This window comes from Mesorhizobium sp. RCAM 06353 (assembly GCF_059683585.1).
The window spans coordinates 4,751,018-4,767,403 of record NZ_CM185031.1 but is presented as its reverse complement, the minus strand read 5'-3'; the positions used below and the strand labels follow the sequence as shown (position 1 = coordinate 4,767,403).

General features: G+C 62.0%; 12 protein-coding genes and 1 pseudogene. 3 read left to right on the top strand and 10 right to left on the bottom strand.

The window, feature by feature from the left end:
* The first annotated feature begins 254 nt into the window (after positions 1-254).
* The gene (lexA, locus tag AC56QX_RS22945; protein WP_477440499.1) at positions 255-992 is read left to right on the top strand and encodes a transcriptional repressor LexA; all 738 of its coding nucleotides are present in this window, start codon (positions 255-257) and stop codon (positions 990-992) included.
* Here the strand turns inward: lexA and AC56QX_RS22940 are convergent.
* Entirely contained in the window at positions 986-3,439 is a 2,454-nt protein-coding gene (locus AC56QX_RS22940; RefSeq protein WP_497110784.1) for a ComEC/Rec2 family competence protein, read from the bottom strand. The genes lexA and AC56QX_RS22940 overlap by 7 nt on opposite strands.
* A gap of 102 nt (positions 3,440-3,541) precedes the next feature.
* Here AC56QX_RS22940 and gltX point away from each other — a divergent pair, with 102 nt between their 5' ends.
* Both gltX and gltA read left to right on the top strand, forming a co-directional pair.
* Positions 3,542-4,966, top strand: a complete 1,425-nt coding sequence (gene gltX / locus AC56QX_RS22935) for a glutamate--tRNA ligase (RefSeq protein WP_497110782.1) — start codon at positions 3,542-3,544, stop codon at positions 4,964-4,966.
* A gap of 185 nt (positions 4,967-5,151) precedes the next feature.
* A complete protein-coding gene (gene gltA / locus AC56QX_RS22930) occupies positions 5,152-6,480 on the top strand; it encodes a citrate synthase (protein ID WP_475450725.1) in 1,329 nt (442 codons plus the stop codon).
* Between the two features lie 31 nt (positions 6,481-6,511).
* Here the strand turns inward: gltA and lpxB are convergent, their stop codons facing one another.
* From lpxB to AC56QX_RS22885, 9 genes and pseudogenes are all read right to left on the bottom strand, one after another.
* On the bottom strand, positions 6,512-7,684 hold the full coding sequence (gene lpxB / locus AC56QX_RS22925) for a lipid-A-disaccharide synthase (RefSeq protein ID WP_497110781.1): 1,173 nt from the start codon (positions 7,682-7,684) through the stop codon (positions 6,512-6,514).
* A complete protein-coding gene (locus AC56QX_RS22920) occupies positions 7,677-8,591 on the bottom strand; it encodes an LpxI family protein (RefSeq protein WP_497110780.1) in 915 nt (304 codons plus the stop codon). Before AC56QX_RS22920 ends, lpxB begins: the two co-directional genes overlap by 8 nt.
* A complete protein-coding gene (gene lpxA / locus AC56QX_RS22915) occupies positions 8,563-9,396 on the bottom strand; it encodes an acyl-ACP--UDP-N-acetylglucosamine O-acyltransferase (protein ID WP_497110778.1) in 834 nt (277 codons plus the stop codon). The genes AC56QX_RS22920 and lpxA overlap by 29 nt, the downstream gene beginning before the upstream one ends.
* 13 nt (positions 9,397-9,409) lie before the next feature.
* Positions 9,410-9,877, bottom strand: a complete 468-nt coding sequence (fabZ, locus tag AC56QX_RS22910; RefSeq protein WP_027044543.1) for a 3-hydroxyacyl-ACP dehydratase FabZ — start codon at positions 9,875-9,877, stop codon at positions 9,410-9,412.
* On the bottom strand, positions 9,870-10,925 hold the full coding sequence (gene lpxD, locus AC56QX_RS22905) for a UDP-3-O-(3-hydroxymyristoyl)glucosamine N-acyltransferase (RefSeq protein WP_497110777.1): 1,056 nt from the start codon (positions 10,923-10,925) through the stop codon (positions 9,870-9,872). The genes fabZ and lpxD overlap by 8 nt, the downstream gene beginning before the upstream one ends.
* Positions 10,926-11,000: 75 nt before the next feature.
* Entirely contained in the window at positions 11,001-13,382 is a 2,382-nt protein-coding gene (bamA, locus tag AC56QX_RS22900) for an outer membrane protein assembly factor BamA (RefSeq protein WP_497110776.1), read from the bottom strand.
* Positions 13,383-13,599: 217 nt separating this feature from the next.
* Positions 13,600-14,741 (bottom strand): annotated as a pseudogene (rseP, locus tag AC56QX_RS22895) (RIP metalloprotease RseP).
* 95 nt (positions 14,742-14,836) lie between these two features.
* A complete protein-coding gene (locus AC56QX_RS22890) occupies positions 14,837-15,652 on the bottom strand; it encodes a phosphatidate cytidylyltransferase (RefSeq protein WP_497110775.1) in 816 nt (271 codons plus the stop codon).
* Positions 15,649-16,383: an isoprenyl transferase gene (locus tag AC56QX_RS22885; RefSeq protein WP_497110774.1), complete on the bottom strand. Its 735-nt coding sequence runs from the start codon at positions 16,381-16,383 to the stop codon at positions 15,649-15,651. Before AC56QX_RS22885 ends, AC56QX_RS22890 begins: the two co-directional genes overlap by 4 nt.
* Positions 16,384-16,386: the final 3 nt, after the last annotated feature.

The window sequence follows — 16,386 nt, the reverse complement described above, 5'->3', positions numbered from 1 at the left end:
CGCCTTTGAAACGCCTGGTGCCAAAGCGCATCCAGGGGTAGGCCACAGGCTATTAACCAAAACGATTTCAATGCGCACGCCAGCGGCGGAGGTGGTCGATTGCCGTACGCAGCCAGGGGCAAAAAATTTCAGACATCTTAACAAATTCACTAAACTTTAAACGGTTGCAGAACACAACTGGAACAGATAGTGTTTGTTCTGGGTTTGTTTTTCGATTCTGGTTCAGACCTTTTGTTCAAGCCTTGGGGGCTGCCATGCTGACGCGTAAGCAACATGAACTCTTGATGTTCATTCATGAACGGCTGAAGGAAAGCGGCATTCCGCCCTCCTTCGACGAGATGAAGGAAGCGCTCGATCTCGCCTCCAAGTCAGGGATCCATCGCCTGATCACGGCGCTGGAGGAACGCGGTTTCATCCGCCGGCTGCCCAACCGTGCACGCGCGCTGGAAGTGCTGCGGCTGCCGGATTCGATAGCGCCCGGCCTCAACGCGGCAAAGAAATTCTCGCCAAGCGTCATCCAGGGCAGCCTCGGTCAGGGCGGCCTTGGCCGTCAGATCAAGCCGGCATCGTCGCGTTTGCCCGCGGCCGGCAATGACGACGATGTGGTTTCCGCCGTGTCGATCCCGGTGATGGGGCGTATCGCCGCCGGTGTGCCGATCGATGCCATCCAGCATCAGACGCATTCTATCTCGGTGCCGCCGGACATGATCATGGGTGGTGAGCACTATGCGCTGGAGGTCAAGGGCGACTCGATGATCGAGGCCGGCATCTTCGATGGCGATACCGTCATCATCCGCAACGCCGATACCGCCCAGCCTGGCGAGATCATCGTGGCGCTCGTGGATGAAGAGGAAGCGACGCTGAAGCGGTTTCGCCGCAAGGGTGCCTCGATCGCGCTTGAAGCCGCCAATCCGGCCTACGAGACGCGTATTTTCGGCCCCGACAGGGTCAAGGTACAAGGCAAGCTCGTCGGGCTGATCCGGCGCTACTGAGCAGGAGCGGCCGGCTTTTCGGGTTTGCGCCAGGGCAACAGCCCTCTCGCCTCACGTGAATATTTGCGCTGCGCATGCCAGGGCCGATACGGGCCATCCACCGCGAAGCTGACGATTGGCGGACCGGTCGCTGATTGGCGGTCGAAGAAGACAGCAGCACTGCCCTTGCGTGCGAGCTGCCGTTTGGTGACGACGAGAACAAGCGGATTGTGACAGGCGTCATAGCCCGTCGCGTCATTGACGACGATCAGGTCTGCGAAACCGCAGGCCTTCCATGTGTCCTTGCGATCTTCGACATACGCGATGATCGCGCCGGACGGGTGCCGGGCGAGACAGACGCCGTCCGTGCAATAGAACGGTGCTCCCGGCGGCAGGTTGACCGCATCGGCAATGTCGAATTGTCCCTCCGCCTTGTTGAACATCTCCGGCACGACGATGGTTTCGGAAGTCAGCGCGCGTTTCCAATTGTCGACGGTGAACTCGTTCGGGCGAGCCCGGCTGACCGCGAGTTCGCCGCCACCGATCGGCAGCGCGACCAGCCGCGCATCTTCCGAGATCAGCACATCCGGCGTGCGTGTAGCCGACACCGTCAACAGGCCGGCAAGCGCGAATGGCAGCGCTGCGAGCCGCAGCCAGGTCGTCGCCATCGTCGCGATAACCAGGGCGACGGTCACCAGCAGGACGGATTGCTGCGAGATCAGCCCGACCGCATCGACTGGAGAGCGTTCCGAAATCCACGCCGATATGGCGATCATCGCCGTCAGACCCTTGCCCATCAGGTAAAGGGATGGTGCATCCAATCCGAACGGCATCAGCAACGCGCTGGCAACGGCCAGGAACATCACGACCGACACGATCGGCATAACGGCTAGGTTGGCGAACAGGCTGAGCGGCGACACCCGCTGGAAATGCCAGATGGCAAACAGCGCCGTGGCGCAGCCGGCGATGATGGAGGTCATGGCCAATCCGCCCGTCGCCAGCAGAAATTTTCGCGTGAGAAAGCTCGGCAGGGATCGCTTTGGCGGTGGCGGTCTTGTCTTTCCCGCATGGTGATCCGCCCAACCGGCATAGGCGCCAACCAATGCCGCGGTCGCGGCGAACGACATCTGGAAGCTCGGGCCGACCACTTCGTGCGGCGACACCACGATGACGGCGATCGCCGAGATCGCCAGATTGCGCATGGTCAGCGCCGCGCGATCGAACAGGACGGCAATCAGCATCACCGCCAGCATGATGAAGCTGCGCTCGGCGGCAACGACGACGCCGGAAATGACGAGATAGGCGGCGATCGAGACCAGTGCTGCGGCAGCAGCGTATTTCTTCACCGGCCGCCGCGCGGAAAAATCCGGAAACAGCGCGAAGGCGCCGCGCAGCAGACCCATAATGGTGCCGGCGACAAGCGCCATATGCAGCCCGGAAATCGAGATGATGTGATAGATGCCGGTGCGCCGCATCGCTTCGTTGATGTCGTCGGGAATGCCCGCGCGGACACCAACGATCAGCGCTGCCGCGATCTCGCCTTCAGCACCGCCGACCGTGGCCCTGATATGGTCGGCGATCGCTTCGCGGGCGTTTTCAATCCCGGAGAAAAGCCGGGACGAGAGCGGCATCTCGCCGTCGTCGGCGGAGACAAGCTTGGGATTGCCGAGAAAGAAGCCGCTGCCGCCGATGCCGGCGAAATAGCTGTCGAAGGAGAAATCATAGCTGTCCGGCCGCACCGGACCAGTCGGCGGCAACAGTTTGGCGTAGCCGGTGACCAGGGAGCCGGCAGTCATTTCCGCCGGAATACTGCGTGCCGAAAGCCGGACCCTTTCCGGCGCATAGCGCAGTCTGGGCCGTGCGGTCGACGTCACGTCTATGGTCAGCCGAATGCGGCCGGTCTCCATCTGCTCCCGTGAGACCACGCGGCCGGTCAGTTCAGTCGATATTTCCGAACCCAGCATCTGGGTACCCGCCCGCCATGTCTCGACCTTCGCGGCAAGCAGGCCAAGCGCGCACAACAAGGCCGCCATGAAGCCCAGATGGGTTTTCGGCCAGGAACGCGAAACAAGCGCGCAGATCGCCATCAGCACGACGACCGCGACAGGTTTTGCAAAATCAGGCTCCACTGCCAGCGAATAATAGCCGATCGCTCCAGCGGCCAGACAGACCGGCACCAGCAGGAAGGCGATGCCCCGATCAAATTCCAGCTCCGCCGCGATAGCCACGCTGTGGCGCAGACGAGGCAGGGAAACCTGGCCGAGTTGCCGTCGGAGACGCGCAATCCTGCCCGAGGCAACGGATGGAACTGGAACTGGTATATCTGCCTGCAGCGGATGGCTGCCGGGCGCAGACACGAGAGGCGATGGGGGCAGCGAGGCTGGCGGCGGGATCGCAAACAGAGACCGTTCGCTGACGCCAACACCAGCGTCCTCGCCCCGATCCGCGCCCCGGTCTCGTCCAGCCATCGGGTCTGCCCCTTGCACCCCTGACGCCCTATGCTACATGAACGCGCAACGCGCGAAAGTCCGCGCAGCCGCACCCCGCTTCAGATGGTTTCCGAGAGCTCCATGTCCGACAAGGTCGTCACCCGTTTTGCCCCCTCGCCCACCGGCTACCTGCACATCGGCGGCGCGCGAACGGCGCTGTTCAACTGGCTGTACGCAAAGCACACCGGCGGCACGATGGTGCTGCGCATCGAGGATACCGACCGCGAACGCTTCAACGAGGCGGCTACCCAGGCCATTCTGGACGGGCTGACCTGGCTTGGGCTTTCCTGGGACGGTGAGGCGATATCGCAGTTCGAGCGTGCGCCGCGCCACCGCGAGGTCGCCGAGGAACTCGTGCGCCTGGGCAAAGCCTATTATAGCTACGAGACACCTGCCGAGTTGGAGGCCATGCGCGAGGCGGCCCGGGCCAAGGGATTGCCACCGCGCTACAACGGCCAGTGGCGCGATCGCGACCCATCCGAGGCACCTGCCGGTGTCAAGGGCGCCATCCGCATCAAGGCGCCGACCGAGGGCGAGACGATCGTCCACGACCGCGTCCAGGGCGAGGTGCGCTTCCCCAACAAGGATCTCGACGACTTCATCATCCTGCGTTCGGACGGCAACCCAACCTACATGCATGCCGTCGTCGTCGATGACCACGACATGGGTGTCACGCACATCATCCGTGGCGACGACCACCTGACCAATGCCGCCCGCCAGACCGTGATCTACAACGCCATGGGCTGGAATGTGCCGTCGATGTCGCACATCCCGCTGATCCATGGCGCCGACGGCGCCAAACTGTCGAAGCGCCACGGCGCGCTCGGCGTCGAGGCCTATCGCGCCATGGGCTACCTGCCGGAAGCGCTGCTCAACTATCTGGCGCGTCTCGGCTGGAGCCACGGCGATGACGAGATCATGTCGATCAAGGACATGGTCTCCTGGTTCGATATTGGCGACGTCAACAAGGGCGCGGCCCGCTTCGACTTCGCCAAGCTGGAGGCGATCAACGGCGCGCATATGCGCCGCATGGCCGATGCCGAACTGTTCGATATCTTCATCGCCACCTTGCCCTATCTCGAGGGTGGCCCGGCAATGGCCGCGCGTCTCGACGACAGGAACAAGGCGCAGTTGCTGGCGGCCCTCCCGGGCCTGAAGGAGCGCGCCAAGACGCTGGTCGAGCTCGTCGATGGCGCCGCCTTCCTGTTTGCCACACGGCCGCTGCCGATGGACGACAAGGCGGCACTCCTGCTCAATGACGATGCCCGCAAGATCCTGCGTGGCGCTCACAAAGCTTTGTACGCGCTTACAAGTGACTGGACGGCTGCCGCGGCAGAAGCCGCGATCCGCGAGTATGCGCTGTCTGGTGGCCACAAGCTTGGCGCCGTTGCCCAGCCTTTGCGGGCCGCGCTGACCGGCAAAAGCACCTCGCCGGGCGTGTTCGACGTGCTTGCCGTGCTTGGGCGCGAAGAGAGCCTGGCGCGCATAGCGGATCAAATCGATTAGGAGCAAACTGGCCCAAGAAGATTGGCATTGAAAGGCGCGTTTCGCAGTGCAACATTAGGCTCTGGCCCAATCTGGCACGCACCTCCTAGAATGCGGTGGCGAATACACGCATTGCGGTGATTTCGACGTGTCGCTCTCTGCAGAATTTGCCTTTGCCGGCATGAGGAAACAAGAAGGAGTTTGCAATGACCGAAGCTGCGAAAAAACTGGATGTGGGCGGCGCGAACCAAGAGGCTACGGCAACGCTCGAATTCGCCGGCAAGACCCATGAATTCAAGGTGCGAAGCGGCTCGGTGGGACCCGATGTCATCGACATCGCATCGCTCTACAGCACGACCGGCGCCTTCACCTACGACCCCGGCTTCACCTCGACCGCAAGCTGCGAGTCCGAAATCACCTTCATCGACGGCGATGCCGGTATTCTTCTCCACCGCGGCTATCCGATCGACCAGCTGGCCGAACACGGCGACTTCCTCGAAGTCTGCTATCTCCTGCTCTACGGCGAACTGCCGACCAAGGCGCAGAAGGACGATTTCGATTACCGCGTGACGCGCCACACAATGGTGCACGAGCAGATGTCGCGCTTCTTCACCGGCTTCCGCCGCGATGCGCACCCGATGGCGGTGATGTGCGGCGTGGTCGGCGCGCTGTCGGCCTTCTATCACGACTCCACCGACATTTCCGACCCGTACCAGCGCATGGTCGCCTCCATGCGGCTGATCGCCAAGATGCCGACGATCGCGGCCATGGCCTACAAGTACCACATCGGCCAGCCCTTCATTTACCCGAAGAACGATCTCGGTTTCGCGGCAAACTTCCTGCATATGTGCTTTGCCGTGCCGTGCGAGGAGTACAAGATCAACCCGGTGCTGGCGCGCGCCATGGAGCGCATCTTCATCCTGCACGCCGATCATGAGCAGAATGCCTCGACCTCGACGGTTCGTCTCGCCGGCTCGTCGGGCGCCAACCCGTTCGCCTGCATCGCCGCCGGAATCGCTTGCCTGTGGGGCCCGGCCCATGGCGGTGCCAATGAAGCCGCGCTCAACATGCTGGGCGAGATCGGCCATGTCGATCACATCCCGGAATTCATCGCCCGCGCCAAGGACAAGAACGATCCGTTCCGGCTGATGGGCTTTGGCCACCGCGTCTACAAGAACTACGATCCTCGCGCGAAAATCATGCAGAAGACGGCGCACGAGGTTCTGGGTGAGCTCGGCATCAAGGACGATCCGTTGCTCGACATCGCGATGGAGCTGGAAAAGATCGCGCTGACCGATCCCTATTTCATCGAGAAGAAGCTGTACCCGAATGTCGACTTCTACTCGGGCATCACGCTGAAGGCGCTCGGCTTCCCCACCACCATGTTCACCGTGCTGTTCGCGGTCGCCCGCACCGTTGGCTGGATCGCGCAGTGGAAGGAGATGATCGAGGATCCGCGCCAGAAGATCGGCCGCCCGCGCCAGCTCTACACCGGTGCGCCGGAGCGCGACTACGTACCGATCGCCAAGCGCTGATCGAAGCTGTCTGGACCGAAAAAGGCGCCTGTCAGGGCGCCTTTTTTATTTGACGAAGCACGATGCCCGCCGCGATCTCGCCCGACGGCTTGTCCGTCGCCATGCGCCGCGCGATCTCGGCAAACCCGTCTTTCTGCCAGGCGCGCATGCCCGTGTCGGTGAACAGCGCTTCCAACTGGCGCGCCAGATTGTTCGGCTTGACATACTCGTTGTAGAACTCCGGGATCAAAGCGCGATCCGAGATCAGGTTGGGCAGCAGCGCCGACCAGACGGAAACGAAATAGGGCGCAACGGCACGGGCGATGGGATCGAGCCTATAGCACGAGACCATCGGCACACCGGCCAGCGCCAATTCCAGCGAGACGGTCCCCGATGCGATCAGCGCGGCATCGGCCTTGCCGAAAGCCTGCCATTTGCGTTGGGGATCAACGAGGATTTCGGGCTTTTCATCCCAACGGTTGACCGAGGATTTGACGAGGTCGGCGACATGCGGAACCGTCGGCAAAAGGAGCCGCAAGCGATGCCCCCGCGCGCGCAGCATCGACACGGTCTCGCCGAACGTATCGACCAGCCGCCGCACCTCGCTGCGCCGCGAGCCGGGCAGGACAAGCAATGTCTTGATGCGGTCCTGGGCGAGATCGCGCGGCAAAGCCTGCGCCTTCCCGGCGGCAAGCACACCCGCATCATGCGTCAGGCGATGCCCGACATAGGTGCCGGGCGGGCCGCCCAGCCGCTCGAGCTCCTTCACCTCGAACGGCAGGATGCAGAGGATATGGTCGACATAGGGCTTCATCGCCACCGCCCTGCCCGGCCGCCAGGCCCAGACGCTCGGGCAGACATAGTGGATGATCGGTATCGACGGATTGGCAGCACGCACCTTCCTGGCGACGCGCAAGGAGAAGTCCGGGCTGTCGATGGTGATCAGGCAATCCGGCTTTTCCTCGGCGATGGTTTTGGCCAGCTGGCCGATCCGCCTGAAAAGGCGCGGCAGATCGCGCAGGACGGCACTGAAACCCATCAGCGCGATCTCGCCGGCATCAAAGGGCGACACTAGGCCCAATTCACTGAGATGCCGGCCGCCGAGGCCGACGAGTTGCACCTCGCGGCCGGTTGCCTGGCGGAGCGAACGCACGATGTCGGCGCCAAGCAGATCGCCTGATTCTTCACCGGCAACGATCGCGATTTTCAGCGCCTTGTCAGCCATGCGCGGGCTCCGCCGCGGCCAGGCCGACGATGAACAGACCAAGCTCATTGGCGCGCGCCAGGGTTGCTGGACCTTCAAGGATCAGCGAGCGTCCCGCTTCGACGGCAATGCCGACGAGCCCGGCCGCATGCGCCGATTCGACCGTCTGCGGTCCTATGGACGGAAGGTCCGCGCGCAGTTCCTGGCCGGGCTTGGCGCATTTGACCAGCACGCCGCGGGTCTTGCCTGCGATACGGCCGTGGCCTCGCAACAGTTTTGCGCGGTCGAGCAATCCTGCAGTCCCCTCGATGCCTTCCAGCGCGATGACGCGGCCGCCCACCGCTATAGCTGCCTGGCCGATATCCAGCGCCCCGATGGCCTTCGCCGCAGCAAGTCCGGCTTCGATGTCGCGCCGATCCGAATCCCTAGGCGCTGCTTTCGTCAACACGCCTTCGGCAGCTGCAAGGGTCGGAACGATTTCGTGGGCCCCTACGACCTTTATTCCACGCGCCTCCAAGCCTCGCGCTACGACCTTCAGCAGGCCGTCGTCGCCGCGTGCTAGTGCCATCACGACAACCGGTATGACCGCGAGCAGGCTGAAACTGGGGCGAAGACGTGTCAACCTTGGCCGGCGCTTGATCTCGCCGGCAAGCACCAGATGGGTAATCCGGTGGCGTTTGAGCAATGGAACAAGCGAGCCGATTGCCTCCAGGGCAAGGGTCTCATGCTCATACCGGCACAATTCCGGCAGACGGTCGGCTTCGCCTTCCATGAGGACGATGAAGGGCGGATAACCCTGCCCGGCCGAGCCGGCCGCGACTTCGACCGGAAGGCTGCCACCGCCGGCGATGATGCCGACCCTGGCACCTGGCGGGAGACCAAGACCAGAAGAAGCTGTCTCAGTCTTCATCATCAGTATCATCGCCATCGCCGCCCTTGAGCGATGGCACCGCATAGTGCCGCTTGCCGCGACTGGAGATGAAATCGATGATCTTCATGGCGGTCGGCGAAGAGGCGAACTCGGCCTTGGCGAGTTCGATGTTCTCGCCAACAGTGCGGGAGCGGTCGAAGATCGTCCTGTAAGCTTTGCGCAACAGATAGATTTCGGATCGCGGCAGGCCGGCGCGCTTGAGGCCGATAATGTTCAAGCCGCGCAAGCTGGCGCGGTTGCCAACGGCGATGGCATAGGGAATGACATCACCAACAAACGCCGAGCACCCACCAAGAAAGGCATTGTCGCCGACACGTACGAATTGATGAACGGCGCTGAGGCCGCCTATATAGACATTGTCGCCGATCTCGCAGTGTCCGCCCAACGTCGCACCATTGGCGAAGGTGGCGTTCTTGCCGACGACGCAATCATGGGCGATGTGGGCGTAGGCAAGGAAATTGCCGTTGTCGCCCACCGTCGTCTCGCCGCGGCTGGTATCGGTGCCAACATGCATGGTCACACCTTCGCGGATGGTGCAGTTGGCGCCGATGACCAGCGTGGTGCGACCGCCCTTGTGCTTGGTGTTTTGCGGCGGCGCGCCCAATGTTGCCATCGGATAGACCTTTGTCGAGGCGCCGATAGTGGTCGCACCCATGACGGAGACATGGCTGGCCAGCTCGACACCATCGCCGATCACGGCATCGGCGCTGATATGGCAGAACGGCCCTATGCGCACGCCTTGGCCGATTTGAGCGCCTTCTTCCACAACGGAGGAAGGATGGATTGAAGTCTTGATGTTCATAAGCACTCGATCGTCAGTCGCTGGTGACCATCATGGCTGAAATCTCGGCCTCGGCTGCCTTGGTGCCATCGACCAGGGCTTCGCAGGCGAATTTGAGCAGGTTGCCGCGCTTCTTGATTTTCTTGACATGGATCTTCAACTGGTCGCCGGGAACGACCGGTTTGCGGAATTTGGCGTTGTCGATGGTCAGGAAATAGACCAGCGACGGTTTCGACGCCCCAAGGCTGCGGATGCAAATGGCGCCTGCCGTCTGCGCCATGGCCTCGACGATCAGCACGCCCGGCATCACCGGCTGCTCCGGGAAGTGCCCCTGAAAATGCGGCTCATTGATGGTGACGTTCTTGATGCCGACGGCAGAATCGTCACCATCGATGTCGACGATGCGGTCGATCATCAGGAAGGGATAGCGGTGCGGCAGAAGCTTCATCAGCCCCATTATATCGACCGCTTCCAGCGTCGTTGCCGCCACCATATCAGCCATTGTCCTTGCCCTGCTTGCGTGCCCTGGCCATCGTGCGCAACATGGCTATCTCTCGCATGGCTTCCGCCATCGGCTGTGCCGGATAACCGCCCCATATTTCGCCGGCAGGGACATTGCTCATAAATCCACTTCTGGCGGCAAGCTTGGCTCCTGAGCCGATGGTCAAGTGATCCGCAAGCCCGACACCGCCGCCCATCGTGACATTGTCACCCACGACCACGGAACCGGAAATACCTGAAAGCCCGGCAACTATGCAATTGCGACCGATGCGGACGTTATGGGCGATCTGCACGAGATTGTCGATCTTGGTGCCCTGACCGATGATCGTATCCGACATGGCGCCGCGGTCGACGGTCGAATTGGAGCCAATCTCGACATCGTCCTGGATGACAACCCGTCCGATCTGGGGAACGCGTTCCGGCCCCTTGGCGCCGCCCACAAAGCCGAAGCCGTCCTGGCCGATCCTGGCGCCGCCATGGATGATGACCCGATTGCCGATCAGCGCATACTGGATACTGGTACCCGGGCCGACATAGCCGTCACGGCCGATCTGGCAGAACTGTCCAATGACCGCGTTGGGCGCGATGACGGTGCCTCTGCCGATCGAGACGCCTGGCCCGATGACCACGCCGGCTTCGATGATGGCGCCGGCTTCGATATGCGCGGTCGGATCGATATAGGCATGCGGCGAAACACCGGTTTCACCGGTCATTGGCCCCGGCGTGGCGGCTGTGGGAAACAGCAGTCGACCGACGAGCGCGAATGCCTGTTGCGGACGCGCATGGGTCAGGACGGCGACACCGGCCGGTGCCTTGTTGGCGAATTCCGCCGGGCACAGGACCGCGGCCGCCCGCAGCGACGGCATCAGCGCGGAATTACGCCTGCCATCGACGAAGACGAGCGCATTGGCACCGCCTTCGTTGGCCGGAGCCAGCGCCGAGATCGAAACGTCGGAGTGGCCGGAATCGACAAGCACCGAGCCGGTCAGATTCGCGACTTCGGCCGCCGTATACCGGCGTGATGGCGCGAAGAACACCGGATCGGTCATTCCAGAAGCTATATCCAGCTAGGTCGGAACATTTCTCCCGGATCCAGAAAATCCGGGAGCATCGTTGGCCGCCGATCAGAAGCGGGTCGATATGCCGAAGTTGAATTCCTGCACGTCGTCGCTCGCTTCCTTCTTGACCGGGATCGCATAGTCGATACGGATCGGACCGAACGGCGAAGCCCACATCAGGCCGAGACCGACCGAGGCGCGCACCTGCAAACCGGTCGACGCCGGATCGACCAAGGACTGGTCGGCGATCTTGTTGCCATAGAGCGTCGCCGCGTCGGCGAACACCGCGCCACGCAATCCGAAGCTCTCGGGAACGACCGGGAGCGGGAATTGCGCTTCCGCCGAAGCGTTGAAATAGGTCGTACCGCCGAGATGGTCACCGCTGGTGCCGGAAGCGACCGGACCGATACCGCCATAAGCAAAGCCGCGGATCATGCGATCCGTGCTCTGGAAATGATCGAAGATGCGCAGATCGCCGTCGCTCCCATAACCCTCGACATGACCGGCGCCACCCGAAAGGAGGCCAACAAGATCAAGCTGCTCGGACAGCGTCTGATAAATACTGCCGCGTCCCGTGATCTTCACAAACTTTGCATCGCCACCGAGACCGGCCACTTCCACCGTCGTGTTGGCAAAAATACCCTCGTGCGGGTTCTTCATGTCGTCGATGGTGTTGTAGACTAGCCCCAAACTAACCGAGGACTTGATCCAGGGACTTTGCTCTATGCCATCCAGGATAGCCTGCGAAATGTTGCAGGTGCCGTCAGGATCTCCAGGGCTAGTCGGACCGCAACTGTTGTCGACCTTATACTTCTCCTGAGAGATATTGTAGGCCAACTGGGTCGTGATGCTGTTGGTTATCGGCAGTCCGAAGCGGATCGTGGCGCCCGTGGTATCACTGTCGTAGTTGTTGTTGTACTCCCGCGTCGACTTGAAGATGTCGAAGCCGGCGGCGATGCGCCGCCCGAGGAAATACGGCTCTGTGAAGGACAGGCTGTAGTCGCGCGAGTTCTTGCCGCCACCGGCAGACAGCTTGATGTACTGGCCACGGCCGAGGAAGTTGCGCTCGGTGATCGAGCCTTCGACGGACGGACCCGCCGAATCGCCACCGGTCGAATAGCCGGCGCCAACAGAGAATTCACCCGTCGACTTCTCGACCACGTCCACCACCAGCACGACCTGGTCGGGCTGCGAGCCGGGCACCGTGGAGATGTCGACTTTATCAAAGTAATTCAGGTCTTCCAGGCGCTTCTTCGCGCGCTGGATGAGGACCTGATTGAACGCATCGCCTTCGCTGACATCGAATTCGCGGCGGATGACATAGTCGCGCGTACGATCGTTGCCGCGGATCTCGATGCGCTCGATATAGGCCTTAGTGCCCTGGTCGACCGTATAGACCACCGAAATCGTATGGTTCTCGAAGTTGCGATCGCCGCGCGGCGTCACCTGCGCGAAGGCGTAACCGGAACCGGCAACCTTCTCGGTCAGGGCAATGATCGAGTCCTCGACATTCTTGGCGTTGTAGACATCGCCCTTGCGGGTCTCGACCACTGATTCCAGCGACTTCGAATCGACTTCCGGGATAGTGCTTTCGACGCTGATATCGCCGAAATTATAACGCTCGCCTTCCTGGACGGTGATGGTCACCGTGTACTTGTTCGTCGCATTGTCGAGTTCGCCGACTGCCGACACGACCTGGAAATCGGCGTAGCCGTGATTGTAGTAGAAGCGGCGCAGCAGCTCCTGGTCGGCGCGCAGCTTGTCCTCGTCATAGACGTCATCGCGCAGGACGAACGAAATCCAGGACGAGCGCTTGGTGTTGATCACATCCGACAGGCGGCGGCTCGAATAGGCGCTGTTGCCGACGAAATTGATCGCCGCGATCTGCGTGCGGTCGCCTTCGGTAATCTTGAAAACCACATTCACGCGATTGTCACCGAGGTCCATGACCTGCGCGGTCACGCCGGCATCGTCGCGGCCGATACGCCTGTAGGCAGACTTGATCGCTTCGACGTCGGAATCGAGGGTCGCTTGCGAGAACGTGCCGCGCGGCTTCAGTTGAAGCCCCATCTGCAGAGCATTGTCCTTGATCTTCTTATTGCCCTGGAAGAGCACCTGGTTGACGACCTTGTATTCGGCAACCTTGACCACCAGCGTCGAGCCGACCTGGTTGATCTGGACATCCGAGAACAGGCCGGTGCCGAACAGCGCCTTGACCGCAGCGTCGATATCAGAACTGGAGAAAGCCTTGCCCGGCTTGATGGTGATGTAGTTGCGGATGGTATCGGCGTCGACACGCTGGTTGCCGCTCACCTCCACCCTGCTGACGACAGCGGCTTCAGCCGCCGATGTGGCAACGAATTGCACTGCGAACGCACCTGGTACGACCAGAGCCGCGGACAGTGCCGCCGCGGACGCGGCGTTTAGAAACTTGGATGCTGCCTTCATCGGGCTTAATAACCTTTTCTCGTAGTCCCCACGGCGAGAAAACCGGACGTGCGGTAATTTCCCCTACCGTATTAACCGGATTTTCCCTACACGCAAGGCTTCTGGTTAATTTGTATTTACTTAACCCTGGTGCGTGGCTTTCGCGTCACTCATATCCCCGTGCATGGTAAACGGCGTCTCAACATCGACCATGCCCAGGCCGAATTTCTTCATGATTTCAGCATCCAAACAGATCGTTCCAGAACACGAAACCCATGAAGCACAAGACCAGAAGCAGACCGGCCCGATAGGCCATTTCCATCATCCGTTCGGACACCGGCCGGCGGATGACGGCCTCCACCCCGTAGAACAAGAGATGGCCGCCGTCGAGGGGGGAATCGGCAGAAGGTTTAGAAAACCTATGCCCACGGACAGCAGCGCGACGAGCTGCACCAGCCATTCGAAACCCAGTTTGGCCGCCTTGCCGGCCATGTCGGCGATCTTGACGGGACCGCCCAACTGGCACTTGTCCTCGCGCCCGACGACGAAACGCTGCAAGAACTGGCCGGTGCGCTCGATAACGTGGCCTGTTTCCTCGACTGCCGCCGCAACCGCTCCGACCGGTGTGTAGGTGATGAGACGAGGCTGGCCGAGTTCCTTGTTGTTGACGACGCCGATCACGGCGACCTTGATCTTGTTGCCGAGCGCGTCTTGCTGCTCCATCAGCTGAGGGGTCGCGGTCACCGTCACTTCCTTGCCATCGCGCAGCATGACAAAGGTGATGGTATCGCCGGCGCGGCCCGAAACCAGCCGCTGCACATCGCCAAAGGTTTCCACCTTGGCGCCGTCGACTCGGACGAATCGGTCGCCGGGCAGGATGCCCGCCTTCGCCGCCGGACTGTCTGCCGTAACTTCCGCCACCATGGGCTCAGCGACATAACGACCATAGGTGGAAAACAGGACGGCAAAGACGACGATCGCTAGCAGGAAATTGAACAGAGGCCCGGCCGCCACCGTCGCCGCGCGCTTCCAGATCGCCTGGGTGTGGAAGGCAACCTTGCGCTCATCGTCGGTCAGCGTTTCCAACTCATCCGACGTCGGCTGGCTGGAGGTGGCGTTCATATCGCCGACAAATTTGACATAGCCGCCAAGCGGTATGGCGCAGAGCTTCCAACGCGTGCCATGGCTGTCGTTGAAGCCGATGAGTTCGGGACCGAAACCGATCGAGAAGGCCTTGACCCCGATGCCGCACCAGCGGCCGACGAGGTAGTGGCCCATTTCATGGACGAACACCACCACGGTCAGGACGAAGAGAAACGGCACGAGTGTGCCGAGAAGCAAGCCGTCCGTGCTGAAAATCGCGTGAAGAATCCCGTTCAACTCAAGCCCTCAAATTCTTCCGCAGTCGCGCCGTGACTGTGACAGCAATCCAGGCGAATCCAAGGCGCCCACATCAGATGGTGGAACAACATCGTTCAAATCGGAAACAGCCCCTGTGCCGGATGATCGGCGCCCGCCGAAATCCAGCCAATGACGTATAGGGCGAACGCCGCCGCGACAAGCCCGTCGACACGGTCCATCACGCCGCCATGGCCTGGAATGAGCACGCCCGAATCCTTGCGACCATGCCGCCGTTTGACCCAGGATTCGAACAGGTCGCCGGCCTGGGCGACGATTGAAAGCACAAGCGCCACAAGGCCAAGCAGGGCCAGATTGCCGGCGCCGGCGGCAGCTGCCAGCATAACCCCGGCGACAACGCCACCGACAGCGCCGCCGAGGGCGCCACTGCGCGTCTTGCCCGGCGAAATCGATGGCGCCAGTTTGGGGCCACCAACGGCACGCCCGACGAAATAGGCAAAAATGTCGGTTGCCCAGACCACCGCGAATAGGAACAGGATGGCGATGAGGCCCGAATGGTCGCCATCGCGCAGCAGGGCAAGCGACAGGCCGGACACGCTTGCATAGGCAAGACCGCTCGCCTCCCACTGCCCCGTCTTGCGAACCCGGGCGGCTAACGCCGTTGCGGCAATCACAATCACGACAAGCAGCAGCAGCCGGAAGGCAGGAAGCCCGGCAATCAAGGCGCCAATGAAAACGACGACCAACGCCTCGGGCAGGAAGCCCAGCCCATTGGCAGCAGCCGGCCGCGACATGCGTGTCCACTCATAGAAGATCATCGCCGACATGGCTGCACACAGCAGTCGGAAAGGCAGGCCGCCAAGCCAGGTCAGGCCAAGAGCGATGACGGCAAGCACGACCGCTGAAATGACGCGGAGCTGAAGGTTGCTCATCCCGCGGCCGGTCGCGAAGCGACGTCTTGCGGGCCCAATGCGCCAAAGCGGCGCTCGCGGCCGGCAAATTCGCGCAGGGCTTCGGCGAGGTGCTCGCGGCTGAAGTCGGGCCAATAGCAAGGCAGGAAGACGAGTTCGCTATAGGCGGCCTGCCACAAGAGGAAGTTGGACAGGCGAAGCTCGCCGCTGGTGCGTATGACCAGCTCCGGATCGGGAATGCCTTGCGTGTCAAGACCGCCGGCAAAGCTTTCGGCGGTGATCGCTTCGGCCTCGATTTCGCCCCGCGCCACGGCCGCGGCAAGTTTGCGCGCCGTGCGAACGATCTCGTCGCGCCCGCCATAGTTGAAGGCGATGACCAGCGTCAGCGCTTCGTTGCGGGCGGTGAGCGATTCGGCCTCGTCGAGCAGCCCGCGGATGTCAGCCTGCAGCCCCGCCCTGTCGCCGATGATCCTGACCCGCACGCCGCTCTGGTGCAGTTCGGCAAGGTCACGACGGATGAACAGCTTCAACAGCCCCATCAGGTCGCTGACTTCGGACTTCGGCCGCGACCAGTTTTCCGACGAGAATGCGTAGACAGTCAGGAAGGAGATACCGAGATCCGGTGCCGCGCGCACCGTCTTGCGCAGGGCTTCGACGCCGGCGCGATGACCGGCAAGCCTCGGCATGCCGCGCGCCTTGGCCCAGCGTCCATTTCCATCCATGATGATCGCGACATGCGCGGGCGTTGTCATGAT